This is a genomic window from Colwellia ponticola (assembly GCF_005885605.1).
GTDB classification, from domain to species: domain Bacteria; phylum Pseudomonadota; class Gammaproteobacteria; order Enterobacterales; family Alteromonadaceae; genus Colwellia; species Colwellia ponticola.
Genome location: NZ_SZVP01000001.1, coordinates 122,627 through 144,713, shown reverse-complemented (window position 1 = coordinate 144,713; position 22,087 = coordinate 122,627). Strand labels below are relative to the sequence as shown.

The 22,087-nt window shown below is 37.6% G+C and carries 19 protein-coding genes; 9 read left to right on the top strand and 10 right to left on the bottom strand.

Going from position 1 to position 22,087, the window contains the following annotated elements:
• Nucleotides 1-46: 46 nt before the first annotated feature.
• From FCS21_RS00615 to FCS21_RS00585, 7 genes are all read right to left on the bottom strand, one after another.
• Nucleotides 47-385: a hypothetical protein gene (locus FCS21_RS00615; protein ID WP_371287194.1), complete on the bottom strand. Its 339-nt coding sequence runs from the start codon at nucleotides 383-385 to the stop codon at nucleotides 47-49.
• A gap of 48 nt (nucleotides 386-433) precedes the next feature.
• On the bottom strand, nucleotides 434-1,075 hold the full coding sequence (locus FCS21_RS00610; protein WP_138620054.1) for a hypothetical protein: 642 nt from the start codon (nucleotides 1,073-1,075) through the stop codon (nucleotides 434-436).
• Nucleotides 1,076-1,166: 91 nt separating this feature from the next.
• Complete coding sequence (locus FCS21_RS00605; RefSeq protein WP_138620053.1) at nucleotides 1,167-1,856, bottom strand: PspA/IM30 family protein; 690 nt, start codon at nucleotides 1,854-1,856, stop codon at nucleotides 1,167-1,169.
• A 79-nt stretch (nucleotides 1,857-1,935) separates the two neighbouring features.
• Nucleotides 1,936-2,349: a YjfI family protein gene (locus FCS21_RS00600; RefSeq protein WP_138620052.1), complete on the bottom strand. Its 414-nt coding sequence runs from the start codon at nucleotides 2,347-2,349 to the stop codon at nucleotides 1,936-1,938.
• A gap of 181 nt (nucleotides 2,350-2,530) precedes the next feature.
• The gene (locus FCS21_RS00595) at nucleotides 2,531-4,237 is read right to left on the bottom strand and encodes a polyamine aminopropyltransferase (protein WP_138620051.1); all 1,707 of its coding nucleotides are present in this window, start codon (nucleotides 4,235-4,237) and stop codon (nucleotides 2,531-2,533) included.
• A gap of 201 nt (nucleotides 4,238-4,438) precedes the next feature.
• Nucleotides 4,439-5,341, bottom strand: a complete 903-nt coding sequence (locus FCS21_RS00590; RefSeq protein ID WP_138620050.1) for a DUF350 domain-containing protein — start codon at nucleotides 5,339-5,341, stop codon at nucleotides 4,439-4,441.
• A 42-nt stretch (nucleotides 5,342-5,383) separates the two neighbouring features.
• Nucleotides 5,384-6,361, bottom strand: a complete 978-nt coding sequence (locus tag FCS21_RS00585; protein ID WP_138620049.1) for a hypothetical protein — start codon at nucleotides 6,359-6,361, stop codon at nucleotides 5,384-5,386.
• A gap of 232 nt (nucleotides 6,362-6,593) precedes the next feature.
• Here FCS21_RS00585 and glnE point away from each other — a divergent pair, with 232 nt between their 5' ends.
• Complete coding sequence (gene glnE, locus FCS21_RS00580) at nucleotides 6,594-9,452, top strand: bifunctional [glutamate--ammonia ligase]-adenylyl-L-tyrosine phosphorylase/[glutamate--ammonia-ligase] adenylyltransferase (RefSeq protein WP_138620048.1); 2,859 nt, start codon at nucleotides 6,594-6,596, stop codon at nucleotides 9,450-9,452.
• Between the two features lie 22 nt (nucleotides 9,453-9,474).
• On the opposite strand, the gene FCS21_RS00575 is transcribed toward glnE, so the two are convergent.
• Nucleotides 9,475-10,173 (bottom strand): TcpQ domain-containing protein, encoded by a 699-nt coding sequence (locus FCS21_RS00575; RefSeq protein WP_138620047.1) that lies wholly within the window; start codon nucleotides 10,171-10,173, stop codon nucleotides 9,475-9,477.
• 109 nt (nucleotides 10,174-10,282) lie between these two features.
• Nucleotides 10,283-11,221, bottom strand: coding sequence for an LpxL/LpxP family Kdo(2)-lipid IV(A) lauroyl/palmitoleoyl acyltransferase (lpxL, locus tag FCS21_RS00570; RefSeq protein WP_138620046.1), 939 nt, complete (start codon nucleotides 11,219-11,221; stop codon nucleotides 10,283-10,285).
• A gap of 128 nt (nucleotides 11,222-11,349) precedes the next feature.
• Between lpxL and FCS21_RS00565 the strand changes: the two genes are divergently transcribed.
• A complete protein-coding gene (locus tag FCS21_RS00565) occupies nucleotides 11,350-12,444 on the top strand; it encodes a glycosyltransferase family 4 protein (RefSeq protein ID WP_138620045.1) in 1,095 nt (364 codons plus the stop codon).
• A gap of 140 nt (nucleotides 12,445-12,584) precedes the next feature.
• Here the strand turns inward: FCS21_RS00565 and tolC are convergent, their stop codons facing one another.
• Nucleotides 12,585-13,931: an outer membrane channel protein TolC gene (gene tolC, locus FCS21_RS00560; RefSeq protein WP_138620044.1), complete on the bottom strand. Its 1,347-nt coding sequence runs from the start codon at nucleotides 13,929-13,931 to the stop codon at nucleotides 12,585-12,587.
• Nucleotides 13,932-14,074: 143 nt separating this feature from the next.
• Here tolC and FCS21_RS00555 point away from each other — a divergent pair, with 143 nt between their 5' ends.
• From FCS21_RS00555 to FCS21_RS00525, 7 genes are all read left to right on the top strand, one after another.
• Nucleotides 14,075-14,713: an NUDIX domain-containing protein gene (locus FCS21_RS00555; RefSeq protein WP_138620043.1), complete on the top strand. Its 639-nt coding sequence runs from the start codon at nucleotides 14,075-14,077 to the stop codon at nucleotides 14,711-14,713.
• Nucleotides 14,714-14,771: 58 nt separating this feature from the next.
• Nucleotides 14,772-15,278 (top strand): DUF1249 domain-containing protein, encoded by a 507-nt coding sequence (locus tag FCS21_RS00550; protein ID WP_138620042.1) that lies wholly within the window; start codon nucleotides 14,772-14,774, stop codon nucleotides 15,276-15,278.
• Nucleotides 15,279-15,331: 53 nt separating this feature from the next.
• Nucleotides 15,332-16,120 carry a metallophosphoesterase gene (locus FCS21_RS00545; protein WP_138620041.1) on the top strand — a complete coding sequence of 263 codons (789 nt, stop codon included), beginning with the start codon at nucleotides 15,332-15,334 and terminating at the stop codon, nucleotides 16,118-16,120.
• 105 nt (nucleotides 16,121-16,225) lie between these two features.
• Nucleotides 16,226-16,909: a YqiA/YcfP family alpha/beta fold hydrolase gene (locus FCS21_RS00540; protein WP_138620040.1), complete on the top strand. Its 684-nt coding sequence runs from the start codon at nucleotides 16,226-16,228 to the stop codon at nucleotides 16,907-16,909.
• Entirely contained in the window at nucleotides 16,906-18,792 is a 1,887-nt protein-coding gene (gene parE / locus FCS21_RS00535) for a DNA topoisomerase IV subunit B (RefSeq protein ID WP_138620039.1), read from the top strand. The genes FCS21_RS00540 and parE overlap by 4 nt, the downstream gene beginning before the upstream one ends.
• A complete protein-coding gene (locus FCS21_RS00530) occupies nucleotides 18,785-20,731 on the top strand; it encodes a tetratricopeptide repeat-containing diguanylate cyclase (RefSeq protein ID WP_246046932.1) in 1,947 nt (648 codons plus the stop codon). The genes parE and FCS21_RS00530 overlap by 8 nt, the downstream gene beginning before the upstream one ends.
• Nucleotides 20,731-22,074 carry a GGDEF domain-containing protein gene (locus FCS21_RS00525; RefSeq protein ID WP_138620038.1) on the top strand — a complete coding sequence of 448 codons (1,344 nt, stop codon included), beginning with the start codon at nucleotides 20,731-20,733 and terminating at the stop codon, nucleotides 22,072-22,074. Before FCS21_RS00530 ends, FCS21_RS00525 begins: the two co-directional genes overlap by 1 nt.
• Nucleotides 22,075-22,087 lie beyond the last annotated feature (13 nt).

Here is a 22,087-nt window from a genome sequence, read left to right as displayed (position 1 = left end):
AAAATTAAACGCTTAGCGATAATGCCTTGTCCGTACTATGCTTTTACTATGGCTGTTCATCACTACAATCAACATTGATATAATTGACTAAATCATCCATGAGTTTTTTCTTAATCTCGAGTTGTTCTTCAGCTTTTAGTTGATATTTTTCAGCGAGCAGTTGATAGTCACTAGGCGCTAAACTTACCGTTAAACGGGGTCGTTTAGGTCGTTTATTAATGGGTAAGCCTAAAATATCACGAATTTGATCTGAAGGACTTAAGCCTGCTTCTAGCGCTTGTTTACGTATTGATAGTTGGATCTTTTCATCCATATCAAAAGCGACTTGCACTGCTTTTATTGCTTTAACAGAAGATTGCCATTTCTCGGGTATTTTTCTTGCCATGATCATTTCCGAAGTAGGAGTTGCCGTATTTTTTGATTAATATTTTCGTTAACTTGCTGGGTACATATCAATAATATCACTCAGTGGTCTAAATAAAGTTAAACACACTTCAGTATCACCATCTTGCCACACTTCAATATCAATACCTTTGCTTTGGTCTTCATTGTAAAGGCTATAAAGCTCAAATTGTTCGCCACTATCTTTACCTTCATAAGCTGACAATTCTTCACTGCGATGATCTTTACGATGAAAAAAACCAACTTTAGCGAAAACACTTTGTTGATATTGCTCACTACTCCACATGCTAGTGATGTTAGAGTCTGCTTTTTTTTCTAAAAAGGCCTGTCCAGGTTCATCAAATATTTCAGCGAAGTGTTCTAAATCAAACAAGGTTTCGACGTCTTCATGCTGAATTTTTAACGATAATTTGAGCTCGGTAATATCATCAACCTCTACTGCTAAGAATATTTCTAACGCATTATTGCCGATTAAAACCCATTCAGTTTGTACCTTATTTTCAAACTCATAACTGTTAACAGCTTGCACTTGAAATTCTTGCCCACGTAGTGACTCTGGCAAGGCAAAGCTATCTGTTAAAACAATAATATCACCAACAAGTAACTCTGTTACGTCTGTTAGCTTTCGAGGAGCAGGAGAGGATTTACTAAAAATTTTCTTAAAAAAACTCATAAGATTACCTGAAGTGAAGTAAATACTTACTTTAATAAAACAGTAAAGCCAGCTATTGTGCTTTAGCTGGCTTGATTAATTTTACTGTGTTTTATTTTTGTTTGGCTTTTAAACGCTCTAATACTGAATTAGCGCTATTATCCTGTGAACCAATACCGGCAGCTTTTAATTGTGCTTGTAATGAAGTGTCTGAATTTTCAGACTCAAGTAATTCACCGGCTTTCATTTTATCATCAAATTTTTGTTGCTTAGCTTTAATGCGCTCTAATGAATCTTTGGCACTTAATAGCTTAGAGTTACTTGAGGTAAAGTTATCCGTAATCGCTGAGGTTGCTTTTTGCACACTCTCAGTAGTTTTAACCATAGACAGTTGACGTTTATGTTCTGCAACTTGGCGTTCACTTTTCTTAACTAACTCTTTTAAACGTTCAGCACTACCGCTAAAGCTATCATGAGCTTGTTGTTGGTCAGCTAAACTAGCCTCTAAGTTAGCAATCTTTTCAGCTATGGCTAGTGCTAAGGTTTCATCACCTTTTTCAAGTGCTTGAGCTACATAGCCTTCATGCTCTGTTATTTCACGGGTTAAACGGTCAATTTCACGTTTAGCAGCCATTTGCTCCGCCATAACGCCGGTTAAATCACGTTTTGCTTTGGTTAAATGATTTTCAGCATCACGTATTTCTTGTTCAAAAATACGGGTTGCGTTTGCATCAATAATGGCTTCACCCGCTTCTGAAGCACCACCGCGAATTGCGGTCATAATTTTTTTAAATATACTCATTGTTAACTCCTGTTAGGATAATTCAAATGACTGTTATTTTTGTTAGATTTTAGTTAGCTAAATAGTCGCTAACTAAAACCTACAATAAGAAGTCACTCATATCGTCAATCACTTCGATGGCATTATTGCTTAACACGGCTAATTCATGTTCAACATCGGCAAAACTTGAATTGATAGATAAAGCACCAAAAACTACATATTTATCACCTATTTTTGAAAAAGATGATAACGGCATAGGGATATTCATTTCTAACATGCTTTCATGCATATCGTTAATACAATCTGGTTTTACTTCATCTACATCCCATAAGTAGCTAATGCAAATTATTTGATCTTCGGTTACCGAAACAAAAATAGGTAACTCTTCACGTTCTAAAATACTAATTTGTAGGACGTCAACTTCGCCAGATATAGGCTGGCAATCAAAGCTCATGCCAGTGTCTGAATTATCTGCCAAGCTGTTTAAGTGATCGGCTATAGTATGAATATTCATGTATTTCCTATCCTTCCTTTCATTAATGAAAAAGCCAGATGACATATTATGTCCTCTGAGCTAAATTTAACATCTCGACATATTATGTCAAGAATTTTTTATAAACTAATTGTTACTTTGTTAACAACTACCTTGCCTTAAGCGCCTTAGTTATCTTTAAGCGCTAGGAGTTACCAACAGATTAATTGACATTCTGTTGGTTTTGCCACGCTTTTTGATGCAGTTGATAAATAGTGTGGCTGCCTAATACATTGATACCAATGTTGTCTTTATTTTGATAAAAATTATTAGGGAAAATAAAAGCCGCTCTTAATATAGCTAAATTTAACCATTGATGTGCTACGGGCAGCTCAGTTAATTTGTTTAATCTTGTTAATGGGCTAGCGCCACTTTTAGCTGCTATAGTCCAACCCCATTCGCCAAAGCTAGGTACGTTATCATGATATTGCTCAACATGAGCAAACTTAGCGGCAGAGAGGGTATTACCAATCGCGATAAAAGAATCTTTTGCATGATACGGACTGGTTGATTGAATGGCGATTAAACCATCGCCTGAGAGTAATAGTTTAAGGCGAGCGTAAAAGTTAACGGAATAAAGTTTATTGAGATCTGGATGACTTGGATCGGGTAAGTCAACAATAATGGCATCGAATACTTGTCTTTTTTGTAATAACTCATTAATGGCAATAAAAGCATCTGCGGGAATAATAGTCACGCGTTCATCTTGTAAGCTTTTTTTGTTTAACGCTAATATTTGCCGTGATAATCGAGGGTTCACTAAGCCTTCTGGTTGCTTAAATATGTCTATTAATTCACTGTCTAAGTCAATTAAAGTCACTTTTTTAGGTTGGTATCTTAATACATCGCGTAAGGCTAAACCGTCGCCACCACCAATAATTAAGATATTATCATGGCGCGCAGAGCCTGCCATGACAGGGGCAACCAAATAGTCATGATAAATATGCTCATCAATAGATGAAAACTGTAAGCGACCGTTTAAGTAAAAATTGATAATGTTATTCTGCTCAAGTCCCATATGACGTTCAGTAAAGGTCAGTTGTTGATAGCGAGTTTTGTCAGTATGAACAACTTTGTCAAGATAAAGTAAGCTATTCATTTGATTAAGCCATTGATTGCCATAACTAAATATCAATACGATTAGTAATGCTAGTGCGCAATGTAAACCAACAAATGTTTTTCGCCACGTTAACTGTTGCCAATAGCGAAAGATAAAAAATGATCCTGCAATTAGATTTAAGCTGGCGGTTATGGCGGCGGCTTTACTAATATCAATACTGAGTAAAAAAATCACCCAAATGGCAGCACCTATACCGGCGCCGACATAGTCTGCGCCATAAATAGTACCTAAATTATTGGCAAGATGTTGTTGATGGATATGTTCTCTAATACGGGCAATAAGTGGTATTTCCATACCAATAAAAAAACCTAAAATAACGCCGAAAAAGTATGGACTATTAAAAGCAAGCCAGCTTAATTGTTTAAATAATCCTCCTTGAGGTTTCATATCAGGGGGTAATGAGAACAGGTCAGCAATAAGCTGAGGAAATATTTGCGTAATAGCAATTAAACCGCCAATAATTAAGATAGCAGAGCTGCCTAACAAGGCGATAATAAGCTCTAGCCAGACAAAGCCATTAAAGGCGCAGCGAACCTTTCGTGCGGCAAATGCACCTAGTCCCATTGACACTATCATTAAGCCTATCATGGTGTAGATAGTACTTTCCATCACCCCTAAAACACGACCAGCATAATGAGATAATAAATATTCATAAATGAGGCCGCAACCTGCGAGTGTCGCCATGGTTAAAATAAGCAGAATATCGTCGATCAGGTGAGATTTTTTTTGAGGTAAGCTGTTTTGTGGCATAACAATCAATATTCATTGGGGTAGAAGAGGGGAGGTACTAAGAGCGTAAAGTTATCTTGGTACAATGCATTTATGCACTAATGTGACTTTAATATATGAGTTTAATATGTCTTTTAATAAGATATCTAACACATTCTATCAATAACAATGCCGCCAAGGCTTATTTTTGTACTGGCAGTTGGCGACATTGTCTATTTATTACTATGCCATCAATGCCGTTAATATTAAGGCAATAGCGATACTCGTGGCCATTTCGATACTTGCGACACCAATATTGTGTTGTTGATCAACTTCTTCAACTAAATTAATCCCCCAAAGCACTATGCGTTTAGCGATAGCGGTAAGTAACGCGACTAATAATGTCATAGCAATACCAAAAATTAACCAACCGAGTAAATTAGCGATTAAGGTTTCAGGGCTGTAAATTAAAAAGTGACTGGCTGCGGTTACGGCTAATGCGGTACTAATGACTTGACCGCTATAACGAATAGCTAAAGCCAGTTGACCATTACTTAAGGCTTCTTGTAATGAGTCTTCTTGGTTGTTTTTAGCATATTGTTTTTCACGTAATCGAGTGACAATAACCAACATCATTTGAGCAACAATAAAGCCACTTGTTATAGCAATAAAAGTACTTACGTTTAAGCCATCAACCCATAATAATACCGCACGTATTATTATCGCGGTGGCAATGGCGCCAGCGGCATCAATAATACCAATGGTAAGGTTTTTTTCTATGATTAAGGCGTTTTTATCTAGGTGCTGTAACGCCACTTTGTCATGAATGATGCGACCTATCTTAATGAGGATTAAACCATAGCCACCATAGGCTAACATACCAATAGCTTCCATCGCATAACTACTTGCCGCTTCGCCAGTAATAGCGCCAGTAAGCACTATGCCAAGCGCCAAGACACTACCAGCGACACTAATACCAAAGGCAAAGTTGTCTTCTTTGGCCAGCTCTTCTGTGCTATTTACTTTACTACTAAGTCCTAACAAAAAGCGCATAGTACCGAGTAATAAAATGGCGATGGAAACATCAATAGCTAAATAAATCAGCAAGTCCTGATTAACACCAACAAGTTCGATGAATGTGTTCATAATTTTTTTGTTCCTATGCTTTATTTATGCTTAACTGATGTATTACTTGCCGCGTCTAAAGCCACGTGATGTATTAGTATTTGAGTTCCTAAAACTTGAGTTTCTAGTTTTAGGTTTATTGGCATAATTGCTTTTTTTCACATTACTGCTGCGAAAGCGATTAGCGCTAGTTTGAGCTGTTTTACTTTGGCTTGATAAGCTTGAAGAGCCTGCTCGGTTTTTACTATAAGGGCTAGTAAATTTTTGGCCACGATTACTAAATGATTTTTTAGTACGGGTATCAAGCGATGTTTGTTTTTTTAGTTGATCGGGTGAGCTATAACGTGTTCTGCCGTAGTCATTGTAATAGCTATAATTGCGATTTCTTCCCCAATCACTATAAGAAGTATTGCGGCCAAATACGTTACCCATCATAGAATACATGCCATACCAAGCCCAAAATGACATGCCATTACTGCCTGTTTGCCAGTTACCGTAGTTTGGGTTACCAATTAACTGTTCACCAGTACCAAAATCTTGCGCATTATTAGCTTGCTGACTTTGTGTTTTAGAGAGTGAATTAATGCGAGGTAGTTGCCCATCAGACATATCGGCTAGTACATTGAGCGGATCACTTAAGGCGTCAGAATACAGCACGGGATCCGCTGCTTGGTAAATATTAAGTAGTTCATTGTAAAGTGCTTGCGAAGACTCAAACATTTGTGGTTGAGTTTTTACTGTGCTAATTCGGTCTAACAACGCTTTATACATAGGGCCATTAGTGGTTGCATCTGTGCGTAACGCATCAATTAATGGTTTTAAATGTGGTTTATTAACCATAACAATATCAGCATATTGCTTGATTAAAGTAGCATTACGAACCTGACTATTAGTTAAGGCATCACCTAACTGAGTTACTCTTTTTTCAGTGATAGGTAATTGTTGTTCAATTTGCTCTTTTACTGGATCGCCACAGCCGAACAAGCTAAGTGTTGTAATTACCAATAAGAGCAATAAAAAAGGTGTTTTTAGTAAGTGCATTTATGCCATCATCTCCTTAAAAATGCTATGTTATCTTAATAACGCTAGTTCTAATAGTTACTTCCACTAGTTAGTTAATTAATAATAAATAATAATGACCCAGTATAGACATATATTATCCATTATTAGTTAACTATTAGCATTGAAGTTAACTAATATCATTGATGACATATTATGTCTATAGCAGAGTTTGCACTATCTTACCTTACTCTTACCTTATTAAGGAATTCTTGTGACGTTAAATTTCTCTCCATTTCTAGAGCAGCAACAACAAAATAGCTGGCAGCGTTTTTCTGAACAACATGCACATGCCTGTAATGAATTAACACCTGAGCAGCTTAACGTTTTTAAACAAGCTATTACCTTAAGTGACTTTATTTTAGAAAGTGCCTTAAAAGCTCCTGAACTTGTTATTGAAGTATTTAAAGCGCCTAGTAAAGGCGAGCTACCTAATTATAAAAAGTACTTATCTGAAAAACTATCATCTTGTACAGACGAAGCACAGCTACATCGTGCGCTTAGACGTTTTCGTTTACAACAAATGGTTAAGATAGCGCTCGATGATCTTATTTTTAATATCAGCTTAGATAGCTCTTTAGCACGCTTATCTTCACTAGCCGATGAACTTATTTTAGCGAGTTTAGAATGGCTCACTGATTTTTGTCAGCAAAAGTGGGGCACCCCAACCAATGCTCAAGGTGAACAGCAAATGTTGCTGGTTTATGGCATGGGCAAGCTTGGTGGCAAAGAACTAAACTTTTCTTCTGATATTGATCTGATCTTTACCTACCCCGACAGTGGTGAAACACAAGGTTGTCGCCGCAGTATTGATAATCAACTCTTTTTTACACGTTTAGCACAAAAACTGATAGCGTCATTACACCAAGTTACCTGTGATGGTTTTGTTTATCGCGTTGATATGCGCTTAAGACCTTTTGGTGATAGTGGGCCCTTGGTACTAACATTTAGTGCCATGGAAGATTATTACCAAGATCAGGGGCGAGATTGGGAGCGTTATGCCATGCTAAAAGCCAGAGTTATTGGTGACTCTAGTTACCATTCTCAGCTATCAGCCATGCTCAGACCTTTTGTTTATCGTCGTTATATTGACTTTAGTGTGATTGATAGTTTGCGTCGAATGAAAATGATGATTGCTCAAGAAGTGCGTCGTAAGCAGTTAATCAATAATATTAAGCTCGGCGCAGGTGGTATTCGTGAAATTGAATTTATTGTACAAGTCTTTCAGTTAATTCGTGGAGGTCGAGTAAAGGAACTACAACAGCGCAGTTTACTAACAGTATTGCCAAAACTGGTTGATTCGGGCGAAATTAACGAGACGAATAAGCAAGTATTAGAGAATGCTTACCGTTTTTTACGACGCGTTGAAAATATCATTCAAGCGCTAGCAGATAAGCAAACGCAAACGTTACCCGATAATGCCTTAGACCAACAGCGAATTCTAGCGGTACTTGCTATTGATACTTGGCCAGAGTTTTTGACTGTATTAGCTAAACACATGAATGCGGTACACCAAGAGTTTGATTTACTTATTGGTATCGATAGTCCTAATCATCAAGCAGCGGATGAACACTGGGTTATACTTTGGCATAGTCGTTGGAGTGATGAAGAGTCTATTACTTGGCTAGCACAAGAAGATGTTACCTGGGACAGTGATAAAGTTTGGCAAACTCTTCATGAATTTCGAGAAGACATCAGTAAACGGAGTATAGGAAATAGAGGCCGTCAGGTTTTAGATAAGTTAATACCATTACTTTTATGTCGACTCCAGAAAAATGAGATGGCAGAACAAGTCTTGGCTAGGGTGTTACAAGTCTTTAGCAAAGTGGTTACTCGTACAGCCTATTTAGAGCTACTTTTTGAAAATGAAGGGGCACTCAAGCAACTGATGCACTTATGCCAAGCAAGTAGCTGGGTAACGGATTATATAGCAAAATACCCAATTTTACTTGACGAGCTTATTGATCCTAAATTACTTCATAATCCACCACAATTATCCTCTTATGCGCTAGAACTACGTGAACGTATGTTGAGAATTCCTGAAGAAGATCTTGAAGCGCAAATGGAAGCGTTACGGCAGTTTAAACAATCGCAGCAATTACGTATTGCCGCGGCTGAAATTGCTGATGTGTTACCCGTAGCCAAAATCAGCGATCATTTAACGGCCTTAGCGGAGGCTATTTTAACGGAAGTCATCAACCTCTCTTGGCAACATATAAGCGAACGTTTTGGTGTACCAACCACCTGTTTAGACGGCACTAATGAAAAAGGCTTTGGTGTTATCGCTTATGGTAAAACGGGTGGGGTAGAATTAGGTTATAGCTCAGATTTAGATTTAGTCTTTGTGCACCATAGTGATGTAACTGAAAATACTACAGGTAGATCGGACGGTAGTAAAGTCGTGCCTGCTAGTCAGTTTTATATGAAATTAGCCCAGCGCATTATGCATATTTTTAATACCCGTATGAACAGCGGTATACTATATGAACTTGATATGCGTTTAAGACCATCAGGTAACTCAGGTTTATTAGTGGTACATTTAAACACCTTTGAACAATATCAACATGACGATGCTTGGACATGGGAGCATCAGGCACTAGTCAGAGCTCGGATGATTTTTGGTAATGACCAACTTCGCCAGCAATTTCTCGATATTAGACAAGATGTTCTCTCACAGCCAAGAGACTTTACTGAGCTTAAAAATGACATTGTGACAATGCGTGAAAAAATGCGTAATCATTTAGATAAATCTAATACTACACATTTTGATATTAAGCAGGGTCAAGGAGGCTTAGTTGATATTGAATTTTTAGCACAATTTTTAGTGCTTGCCCATGCCAATAAACATCATGAATTAATGCGTTTTTGTGACAATTTAAGAATATTTGAAACCTTATTAACGCTAGGCTTGCTAGAAGAGGTAGAGCAGCAACAATTAAGCGATATGTATCAAAAGCTCAGAGCACAAGGTCACCAAGCAATGATGCAAAATGCCGGGCAAATCATCGCCAAAGAAGCGTTAACAGGGCCGGGTGTGATTGAAAAAATCTGGCAAAAATACTTAATTGATTAAGTAATCGTGTCACTGGTCAGGACTAGTATGGATTATCACTGACTAATAAAATGCATTCCTCATCTAAAAATGGGTGAGGAGCGCTTTTAATAACAACGATAGCGCGCTGATTATTACAAAAGAAAATAGAAAGACCGGAGTCAAAATGCCCTTCAACGGCTTTGGCGGCTTTAAACGTTGTTTTTAAAATATCTTCCTTAATCCTAAAAGGGTCTTTGATAACATAATCGCGGTTTATCCACCAAAATAATAACAGACCATCATCTTCAGCATACTCAGTCAGTTTCTGATTTAAAGTTTCACCGCGACTAAATCGTCTTGATTCAATATGACCTCGCCAAGTATCTTTATAAGGACGAACCACCATGGCTCTTGCTTGCAGTAACACTTCTATGTCGCCTTGAGGGTCAGGAAGGTAAACAATATTATTAAGTATTTTAGGACCTTTTCCGTCATGTTCGCCGTATAAGTTAGCATAAAACTTAGATAAACCTACAGCGGCGGCATTATTTGAGCTTTTATTTTTTGCCTCCCCAGACACATTATTGTTACCCGCTTGTGGCGCTGCATCTGTAGTAGCAATGGTTGGTTTTATTGCACTTTCGTCCACTTGCCCCAAAGAGCCATCAAGTGAAAGTAGGAAATCTTGATTAGCAAAAAATGCCACAGCGAGTGCGGTGAGTAAGACTCCTAATATAATATTTCGTAGCCAAAAGTTCATTGGTTAATCAACCTCACTGTTTATTATGATGCTTATACACTTAATGTTATTTTTACTGCTGCCATTTAACTCTCATTAACTATATGTATACTCGCTACTTAAATGCATGTTACTTATATAGCGAGGCATCTTCTGGGTTTGGTCTGGTTTTAAAACGTCTATGAAGCCACATGTATTGTTCGGGCTTGCGTAATATTGCCTTTTCTAATTCTTGATTAATACGGGTGACATCAGCAATATCATCCTTAGTTGGAAAGTTTTCTAATGGCGGCAGAATTTCTAAGGTATAACCACTGCCATCATCATTTCTTACTGGAATGATCATCATAGTTTCAACATTGCGTTGTCGAGCAAACAGTAAGGTACCCGTTGTCGTTGCCGTTTCTTTTACTTTAAAAAATGGCACAAACACGCTACGGTTTCTGCCGTAATCTTGATCCGGTAGATAAATACAAGCCTCGCCGTCTTTTAGCGCCTTAATTAAGCCTTTTACATCTCGTTTGCCAAGCATGTATTTATTAGAGCGACCTCGGCCTCGAAATTGAAAAAATTCCATCAGCGGATTATTATGAGGTCGATAAAAAACCACCATAGGATGACTACAGCCAACCCCTCTAGCATTCATTTCAACACTTAAATAATGCATTGCTAGTAGTAATACGCCTTTACCTTCTTGGCGGGCCTTTTCAAGGTGCTCTAAACCTTTTACTTCAAATTTACGTTTTACCCGCCAATCTGGCCACCACCAGCCCATACCGGTTTCAAACAAAGCAATGCCAGTGTTTTCAAAGTTCTTTTTTAATAAAATTTGTAAATCTTTTTCACTTTTCTCGGGAAAACATAGCCTAAGGTTTGTTAAAGCTACATGTTTACGCTTAGAGCCTATTTTCATTAATAAACGGCCAAGCATACGCCCCATAGCAAGCTGTAATTTAAAAGGCAGCCATGAAATAGTGTAAAGAATAAAAACACCCAGCCAAGTGAGCCAATATTTTGGTAATAAAAAAGATAACTTGAAATTAGGTTGTAAAACTTTATTGCTACTCACACTGTTCTCTCTGAGGAAATATATAGGTTGATTATACCTAAGTTACTTTTAAATAGGCAATTAACTTATGATCTGCTTTGGCGTAGAATGGTTGCTATTATTTTATATATTACTAATTGCTGGTTGTGATGAGTCAAAAAGAAAAAAATAGCGTCAATGAACAAGATATCGAATTAATTATTGGTAATTCTAATTCTAATTTTTCTGGTGTTACTTCAACCATGTTACAGGTGTTGTCGCACGAACAAGCGTTAATTAATTTACGCGTTATGGGTAAGCATCATTTACCCGACGAATCGTTATCCATTAGCTTTTGGCAAGTTGCACGTTTATGTGTCAAGCCACTTGCCTCTGGTAAGTTTAGAATTTTTCATGCGCGTCGTGTTGATGAAATGATCCAAGCGTTAATATTGAAGCATATTTTTCGCGTAAAACTAAAAATTGTTTTTAGCAGCGCAGCGCAGCGTCATCGTTCAGGCTTTACTTTATGGCTAACGGATAGAATGGATGCGGTATTAGCTATGTGTAAAGCCTCAGCTAGTTATTTACATCGTAAACCTGATGCAATAATTTATCATGGCGTAAAAACCGATATTTACCTGCCAGCGACAGATAAAAGCCAAGCATGGCAATCGCTTGATTTACTGCCTAAAAATAGTATCAAAGGTAAGCAAGGTATTGCTATATTAGGGCGGGTTCGCCAGCAAAAGGGGGTACATTTATTTGTTGAAGCTTGCATTGCACTATTAAAAGATAAACCTGACTACACTGCCGTGGTTGTTGGTTCTATCTCGTCAAGTAATGAAAGTTTTGTTAATGAATTACAGCTAAAAATTGCACAAGCAGGTTTAACTGACCGCATTATTTTTGCTGGTGAGCAAAATTTCGCTGATATTCCTAAAATATTTAGCAGCTTGTCGCTAGTGGTTGCGTTAAGTGAAAACGAAGGTTTTGGTTTAACGATTTTAGAAGCCATGAGTAGTGGTGCCGCAGTATTAGCGAGTGAAGCGGGGGCGTGGCCAGAAGTTGTACGCGAGGGCGTGGACGGTTACGTTGTACCGGTTAACGACTTAGCAGCAGTCACAGAAAAAATGTCGTTGTTGTTAGCCGATGAAGAAAAGCTTATGCAAATGGGTCGTAGTGGTCGCGAGCGTGTTTTGGCGCACTATTCAGTTGAGCGTGAAGCAAAAGAACTGGTTACTTTTTTTAGAGGCTTAATGTAAGCAATATAAGTCATACAGATAAATAATGTAAATAAGTCAGTATACATAAAAAAGTGACCAGTAGCGTTATCAGCTAGCGGTCACTTTTTTTATACATTTAATACCATCTACATGAATCGATGATAAGTACTAATAAGTGATTAACTCGCTTTCATTAAGCCAGAGTTAATGGCATTAATATCTTCGTCAGTGATAGTACCAGCAGCGCGTTTTAATAATAAAACGTTTTGAATATAAGAGTATCGCGTTGAAGATAAGTTACGTTTTGCGTTATATAAATTACGCGTGCTATCTAATACATCAACAATAGTACGTGTACCTACTTCAAAGCCCGCTTCAGTTGCTTCTAATGCTTTTTGCGCACTTAATACTGATTGCTCAAAGGCTTTAATAGCTGATATAGCAGTAATAACCGTATTGTAAGCATTACGTGTGGTACGAACAACACTGCGATGCGTTAACGATAAATCTTGGCTGGCCAATACAAAGCTGTTTTGTGCTTTACGCACTGAACTTTCAATAGCACCACCAGAATAAATTGGCACACTTAACTGCACGCCAAGCGAGTAACCGTTTAAGTTAGGGACGTCGGTAGTAATATTGTTGACGGTTGATTCATCGTTATTACCGGTGTAGTTCGCGCCAAAATCTAACGTTGGGTAATGACCAGCACGCGCTATTTTGATATTGTCTTGGGCAATATCAATGCCTACTTTCGCGGTGATTAAATCTAGGTTTTTAGCTTCTGCAGTCACTTGCCATTCATTGGCGCTACTTGGTACAGGCGTACTGGTACTAAAACGTTCGGTATTTAGTACACTAATGTCTTTAGGATAGGAATTAGTAATAACACGTAACTCTTCCTCGGCTTGAAAAATAGCATTTTCAGCACGAATTTCTTCAGTAACGGCGCTATCAAATTGTGCCTGTGCTTCATAGACATCGGTAATTGCCGTTAATCCTACCGAAAAACGTTGTTTAGTTTGCTCAAGTTGACGGGCAATAGCTTCTTTTTCTGCGGTAGCAAAAACAAGATCGTCTTTCGTGCTAAGTAAATCAAAATAGGCTTTGGCGACACGAGTAATTAAGTCTTGTTTAGCAACTTGATAAGTTAAATCACTTTGATGCGCCGCTTTTTTGGCGTTACCTAAACGTAACCAGCTATCATGATGGTAAAGCTGCATATTTAAGTTGGCACCATAGGTTAAACTGGTAAATTCATTATCTATAGTTGAACCGTTAAATGTTACGTATGATTCTTGCTCACCTACTGAGTAACCACCCGTTGCATTAAGTTGAGGTAATAAAACAGAACGAGCTTGGGTGATATCTTCTTTTACTATCATAAACTGTGCTTGTGACTTTAAAACCACAGGATCGTTTAATAGTGCTTGTTGATAAACAGTAAGTAAATCATCTGCTTGGGCATGTGTGCTAGTTACAGCTGTGGTTATTGCTATAATTAGTGTACTGAATGTTTTTTTCATGAGTAAGGAATTCCTTGAGAGTATTACTCTGAGTATCTATTTAATGAGGCACGCTGGTAGCGTATCCTACAGGGATTTTTAAATTAACCAAATAAAATAATTGTCTATTAGTGTAACAAATTTTTATTAAAAAGAGAGGCTTGATGAAAAGTAAAAAGTATAAATCGTTAGCTATGTTTAGCTTCAATAACCATGATGTGTCGGTACGCTCAGTGAAAACAAGGTATCAGGGCTTTTTTAAAATGAATGAATATTCATTACAACATACACTTTTCTCAGGTAAACAAAGCCAATTATTTACCCGAGAAGTCTTTGAGCGTGGCGATGCTGTGGTTGTTATGCCTTACGATCCCACATTAGATAAAGTATTATTGATAGAGCAATTTAGACCAGGAGCCTTAAGAGGCGATGATAGCCCTTGGTTATTAGAATTTATTGCGGGTATGTTTGATGCTAATGAAACCGCCGTTGAAGTGGCTATACGAGAAGCTAAAGAAGAAGCAGACTTAACCCTTAATGAAGATGATTTAGTACCTATTATGGAGTATCTTTCTAGTCCTGGTGGTATGAGCGAACGTATTCATTTGTATTTAGCGCACTTTGATAGTAATACCGTAAAATCAGGTAGTGTTTATGGTTTACCAAAAGAAAATGAAGATATTCTCTTACACCTTGTTAGTCGCACTAAAGCACTTGAGCTATTAACTCAAGGTAAAATTACTAACGCGGCTACTGTTATCGGGTTACAATGGTTGGCATTAAATTACCAACGTTACCTGTGAAATATGTGCGCATTGGTAATAAGTAGAGCGTTAATAATATAGCGATGAAGAGGCATCCATGAGTTTTTTTCCTAATAGAGCATCAGTTAATATCAGCAAACAAAGCAATCAAGCAAGCTATCGACCTAATTTAGTGAGTTTAATGACTTTGTGCGCTAATAATTATATGTTGTTACTAAAAGTATTAGCTAATAAAACCGCGCTGGGGGAGAGCCGTCATTTTTTTATCAGTGATTTTCTTAATTATAATGTCACCATCCAGGACGTTACTCGCTATACCTCGGTTATTAGCTTCGAGCAAGATAGTTTAAGCCACACGCTGAAAAATATTCCTAGGGCAGTCACCAACGCACTACAACCACGTATGACCATTCGTTTATACCACGATGCTCGTATGGCTGAAGTACTTTCTACACAGGATATTAGACAAGTAAAGCCTCGCTACGATTATCCTAATAGTCATATGCATCAGCAAGATGAAAAACAGCAAATTAATCAATTTTTAAATGAATGGCTGCATTTGTGTTTACGTTTAGGGCAAGTCAATGTTGAGCTTAATGGCTAGTTTTTGTTCATTTCTTAGTTAACTTATATTATTAATGGTTTGATTATCACCTTATGACTTCTACACAATCACGTGCTTTGCAAAGTAAGTCTATCGTGTTGGCACAAATTACCGACAGTCATTTATTTTCATCTCAACAAGGTTTACATCACGGTTATAACGTTTATGAAAACCTTAAAAAGGTTTTACAAAATATTGCCAATAATCCCAGTATTGATATTATCGTTTTTACCGGTGATTTAACGCAAGATCATAGTGAGCAATCGTACCAAAATTTTGTTGACTGTGTTCAAGAGTGCAATATTACTGTACCTATTTATTACGTAGCAGGTAATCATGATGACCCCGAACTCTTGGCTAAATACTTTTCTGTAGCCCCCTTTGTTGCGGATAAAGAAATTAATTTATCGCATTGGCAAGTACAGCTTATTGACAGTAAAAGTGCAACGCCAGCAGGTTATGTCAGTGATAAAACCTTGGTAAAATTGCAATCGGCTATAAAAAAAGAGAAGCATCAGCTACTGGTTATGCATCATCATCCTATTGATGTTGGCTACTTTATTGATGAACACGGCTTGCAAAATAAAGCCGCTTTTTGGCAGGTACTTAATGGTTATAATAATATAAAAGCTATTGCCTGTGGTCATGTTCATGGTGAGCGCTTGTTAACTAAAAAGCTAACAAACCATAAAGTAGCATTACCTCTATATACTTGCCCGGCAACATCAATTCAATTTGACCCCTGTGCTGATGGTGTTGCAGCGTTAGCTAAAGGTCCAGCTTATCGTTTTTTTTATTTGCACGCTGATGGTCAATTAACAACGAATGTTGTGTATTTATAAGCGCTTAGTAACGTCGCTACTTGCTCTCCACTTTATATTGTGTTGTTTAAGCCGTTAACTATTACTTACTCATGAAAAAATAATGAAAAGAGTTAATAAAAAATAATGAAAAAAAATATTCTTTATATTCATGGTTTTAATTCTTCGCCATTGTCTTTAAAAGCAGAACAAACACGAAAATATTTAGCCAGAAATTTTCCAGAGGTTGGCTTTTTCTGCCCGCAATTAGCCACAACGCCAATGCAAGCTATTGCTCAGCTAGAACAAATTCTCGAACAAGAAACAGTACCCGCTACTGAAAAAAATAGTTCAAACACAGTAAGCACACAATGGTGCTTAATCGGTTCCTCATTAGGGGGGTATTTTGCTCGTTACCTTGCTAAAAAATACAACTGTTTAGCCGTGTTAGTGAATCCGGCAATAACGCCCTACGAACTCCTGCATGATTATATGGGGGAGCAAGTAAATCCTTATACCAAGGAAGTGTTTCAAGTAACACAAGGGCATATAGCACAGTTAAAATCGCTTGAACAAAATGCACCAACAAGCACAGGTAGTGAAAAAAATAATTACCTCGTCATGGTACAAACGGGTGACGAAGTGTTAAATTACCGACAAGCTGTACAACAATATCAACATTGTCGATTAATAGTACAAGAAGGTGGCGATCATAGTTTTATCAATTTTGAACAATGCTTACCTAATATAAGTAAATTTTTTAACTTGCCATCAATAACGTTAGCAACACCTAATCTCCCTTTGACTGGGAATACATTGAGTTTACCATGACTGATCAATATAACTCCGACTCCATTGAAGTACTCAGTGGCTTAGAACCCGTTCGCCGACGTCCAGGCATGTATACCGACACCACCAGGCCTAATCATTTAGGACAAGAGGTTATTGACAACTCAGTTGATGAAGCTCTTGCTGGTCATGCACAAAATATTAGCGTTGTTTTACATAAAGACCAGTCGCTTGAAATAACCGATGATGGTCGAGGTATGCCTATCGACATTCACCCAGAAGAGGGGGTGTCGGGTATTGAGCTTATTTTTTGTAAACTTCACGCTGGTGGTAAATTTTCTAATAAAAGTTATCAGTTTTCCGGCGGTTTACATGGAGTAGGTATTTCGGTTGTGAATGCGTTATCAACCCGCGTTGATGTTAGTGTCAGAAGAGATAGTAAAATCTTTGAAATGGCATTTGAGCATGGAGATAAAGTTGAAGAGCTTCGAGAAACTGGCACCGTCGGTAAGCGAAATACCGGTACCAGCATAAGATTTTGGCCAGATGCTAGCTACTTTGATACAGCTAAGTTTTCAGTACGTCACTTAACGCATTTACTTAAAGCCAAAGCGGTATTGTGTCCGGGCTTAACTTTAAAGTTTCATGACAAAATAGAAGATAAAAAGTATCAGTGGTGTTATGAAGATGGTCTAGTCGATTATTTAAAAGAAGCCGTACAAGGTTATGTTTCATTACCTGAAGAACCTTTTGTTGGTAGCTTTTCTTCACAGCTTGAAGCGGCCGACTGGGCTGTTACCTGGTTACCAGAAGGTGGTGACAGTATTGGTGAAAGCTACGTAAATTTAATTCCTACCGTCGCTGGTGGCACGCACGTTAATGGTATGCGTCAAGGCTTACTTGAATCAATGCGAGAATTTTGTGAATTTAGAAATATACTACCACGAGGCGTCAAATTAACCCCTGATGATATCTGGGATAAATGTAGTTATATTTTATCAATTAAAATGCAAGATCCACAATTTGCTGGACAAACGAAAGAGCGATTATCGTCACGCCAATGTGCGGCTTTTGTGACCGGTGTTGTTAAGGATGCGTTTAGTTTATGGTTAAACGAGCATACAGATAAAGCAGAGTTACTGGCTGAGTTTTGTATTAACAATGCGCAAAAACGCATGCGAGCCAGTAAAAAAGTGGTGCGAAAAAAGATCACCCAAGGTCCCGCTTTACCAGGTAAATTAACCGATTGTGGTAGTCAAGATTTAGCTCGCACCGAACTGTTTTTAGTGGAGGGAGATTCTGCTGGCGGTAGTGCCAAACAAGCAAGAGATCGAGAGTTTCAAGCAATCATGCCGCTAAGAGGCAAAATCCTTAACACTTGGGAAGTAGACTCTGGGCAAATTTTAGCTTCGCAAGAGGTTCATGATATTTCAGTCGCCTTAGGCATTGACCCTGACAATGATGACTTGAGTGAACTTCGTTACGGTAAAATTTGTATTTTAGCGGATGCCGATTCCGATGGATTACACATAGCGACACTGCTATGTGCCTTATTTATGCAGCACTTTTTACCTCTAGTACAAGCTGGGCATGTTTATGTGGCTATGCCGCCACTTTATCGTATTGATATTGGTAAAGAAGTATTTTACGCCTTAGATGAAGCTGAAAAAGACAGTATTTTAGATAAAATTGCCGCAGAGAAAAAACGAGGTAAGGTAAATGTACAACGCTTTAAAGGTCTAGGTGAAATGAATCCCTTACAACTGCGTGAAACAACGATGGACCCGAATACGCGCCGGTTAGTCCAGTTAACCGTTGATGAACACAGTGAAACAATGGAATTAATGGATATGTTATTGTCTAAAAAACGAAGCCCAGATAGAAAAATTTGGTTACAAAGTAAAGGCGATATGGCGATTGTTTAACTGCGCTACTCAAAAAATAGCGGCTACGTTAGTCGCTATTTTTATTAGTATTGCTGGGCTGTTATTGTCTATGCCTATAACTGCACAAGAAAAAAGTGCACAAGAAAAAGCAGTACATGGACAATTTAATCAAGTTGCAGAGCAAGTAAAAGAGCTAAAAAAGCGCGATTTAGCACTCTCTCTTAAGCGACTCAACGTTTATCAAAATAAACTGAGTACGTTAACCGTAGAGCAAAACTTAGTTTATTTTAAACTACTGACCGAAATAAAAATTGAGCAAAATAGTTACCGCGCTGCTAAAAACACCGCCAATAAAGGTCTTAGTGTCGCCAAAAAGCTAGTGAGTCCAAGTATTTTAATTAGCGAGTTATTATATTTAAAAGGGTTTGCTTTAGAGAGTTTAGGTGATATTCCTCAAGCAACTAAAGAGTATAAAAGAGGCTTAGAAGTTGCTGAATCACTGCACAATAAAATACAAATTGCCGCAGGGCTTATTAATTTAGGTGCTATTGCCTACCTTACCGATGATTTTAAACGCTCTTTAGTCTTGCTCAATGATGCTTATAATATTGCAAAGCAAACCGACGATGAAAAGCTCAAAGGTAATGCTAATACTGAGCTAGGTATCGTTTATTCTCATTTGCTGCAAGATGAACAGTCTATGGCTTACTATCAGCAATCGTATTTACACTTCAAAAAAGCAGGGATGTTATTAGCTGCTCACAGCAGTTTACATAATATTGCTATCAACCACATTCGAAATAAAAATTATCAGCAAGCCATCATTGTTTTTAACACCATTATTGCTGAGTTTACCCAAGATACGCCAAGCGAGAGTATGTTTAATGTTTATTTGGGCGTAGCGTGGGCGCACTTAAAAAAGACTGCTAGTAACCCTGATGCGGCTTATCGCTATTTATTGATAGCAAAAAAACATTTACAGTTGACTGAAAAATATGATTATCAGCTACAGTATTACTATAACGAGGCTAATATTTTATACGAGTTAGGGCGCTATGATGAAGTACTAATGAGTATAGGGCGAGTTGAAAAAATAATAACCAAGTACCCAGCCTCAACGATAATTAAAAAGCAGCGTTACGTCAGAATGATTAAGCTCAAAGCGAAGGTTTTTTATCAGCAAGGAAAATATAAACAAGCTTATCAAACTCAGTCTAGTGTTATCGCGTTAACAGATAAGTTATATGAAAACGAAGATAGTTTGTCTGTTACCCAGGTACGACTCAAGCTAGAAGCTGAGCAGGCAGATAAGCAAGGTAAAATATTACAGAGCCAAAAGGTACGCTATGAAGCGAGTTTATCTAAAGCGAACTTAGAAAATAAAGCACTGCGTATATACATCATTATCAGTATTTTAATTGTATTATCTTTTTCTTGGGTGTTGATTAAATTAATGCAAAGTCAGCATAAGCTTAATATTACCTCACGTATTGATGACCTCACCGGCGTTGCTAATAGATACAGCTTACTGAGTAAATCAGAAGAAGCATTTAAACGAGCAAAAAAAAATCAAGAGCAATTAAGTGTATTGTTAATAGAGGTTGGCCACCTGCAAGAGATTAACGATAAATTTGGTTATTCTATTGGCGATACAGTCTTAGCTGAGATTGCATCCTTGGGCGCTAATATAATGCGTAAAAGTGATATATTCGGTCGTTTTGGGGGCAAAGTGTTTATGGTTTGCTTACCTCGAGCTGACATGGCATCAGCCATTGAAATAGCAGAGCGCGTTCGTTTAGGGGTAAAGCAACATGCATGGACATTCATTACTATTGACAATGATACTATTGAAAAAGTCAGTATTAGCATTGGTATTGCAACGTTAACAAATGATAATGATCTAGTGAGTTTAATTGCAAAAGCCGAAACACAGCTTGCACAAGCGAAAACTTCTGGAAAAAATAAGGTGTGTAGCTAATGAAACTCACCGGTCAACGGCAATTGATAATACTGTTTATACAGTGGCTACTAGTGACAACCTGTCTGGCTAATGAGCCTGTTAATAAAGCTGATAAGCTCTTGTTATCAGTAAACACTACAGCCAATAAAAACACTGTACCGCCTCTAACTGTTATCAATAAGTTACCGATAAACGCGCAATTACTACCGTTAATTACCGAGTTAAACAAAACGAACATTAATCACCAGCAAATTGATATAGCGTTGGCACAATTTACCTTATCTAAAGTGCTATTAAATGCGGCAGAGCAATATTTATTATTAGTGGCTCAAGCGTTATTAAAAGAAAGTTTATTTAACCAAAATAATCATTCTAGTGAGGTTATTGATAGCGCCGAAAGTAGTGAGCACAACGCACAGATAATTATGCTTTTGCAGCAAGCAGATAAGTTATCAGAGCAAATTTCTATTGAGCAATTAGCTCAACCTGCATTTTTACAGTTACATTTATTATTGTCAGAGCACTATGCAAGACAACAACAATATGATCTTGCTTACCTCGAACAAAAAGCGTATTTAAAAAAATATAACATTTATCGTAAAAATAAGCGCTTGAATATGATTGAATCGTTAGAGCAGTCCTTTGAAGTGCAAAGTAAGAAAGCTAACAATATTTTGATGGAAAATCAAAACGAGTTAAAAGAGAGACGTGTTGTTGAAGTACAAAAAGAAAAATCGTCACAACAGTATAATTTCATCTTGATTATTTGCACGGCTATTCTTTTTTTATTACTTTTTTACCGACAGCTAAGAGTGCGTAATAAGTTGCTGACTTTAACGAAAACTGATGACCTAACCGGCCTAGCCAACCGAAGTGCTCTGTTTGAGCAAGGTGAGCAGATGGTCAATAACTTTACACATCAACCTGAAGAGTTATCGGTGCTTTTAATAGACGTAGACCACTTTAAACAACTTAATGACAAGGTGGGTCATCACCTTGGTGATAGCGCGTTAGTGGTCGTGTCGCAATTAATGAAAGAAACCATGCGATCCCGTGATTTTCTTGCTCGTTTAGCGGGTGATAAGTTTGTGGCGTTATTGCCTTTTGCCGACTGCAATAAAGCGAAGGCCATTGCCATGCACATTAATAAAAAAATAGCACATTATGACTTTTCATCATTAATGTTACCTAACACAATAACTATCAGCATTGGTGTAATAACCATGAACGATAAGCAAATAAGTTTCGATGATTTATTACATGGTGCAGACTTAACTATGTACCAAGCTAAAGCACAAGGTCGTAATAGCGTTGTTTGTTATAAAAATATCGTCGCATCACAAGAGCGACGTGTGAAATAACTTAACAGACAGC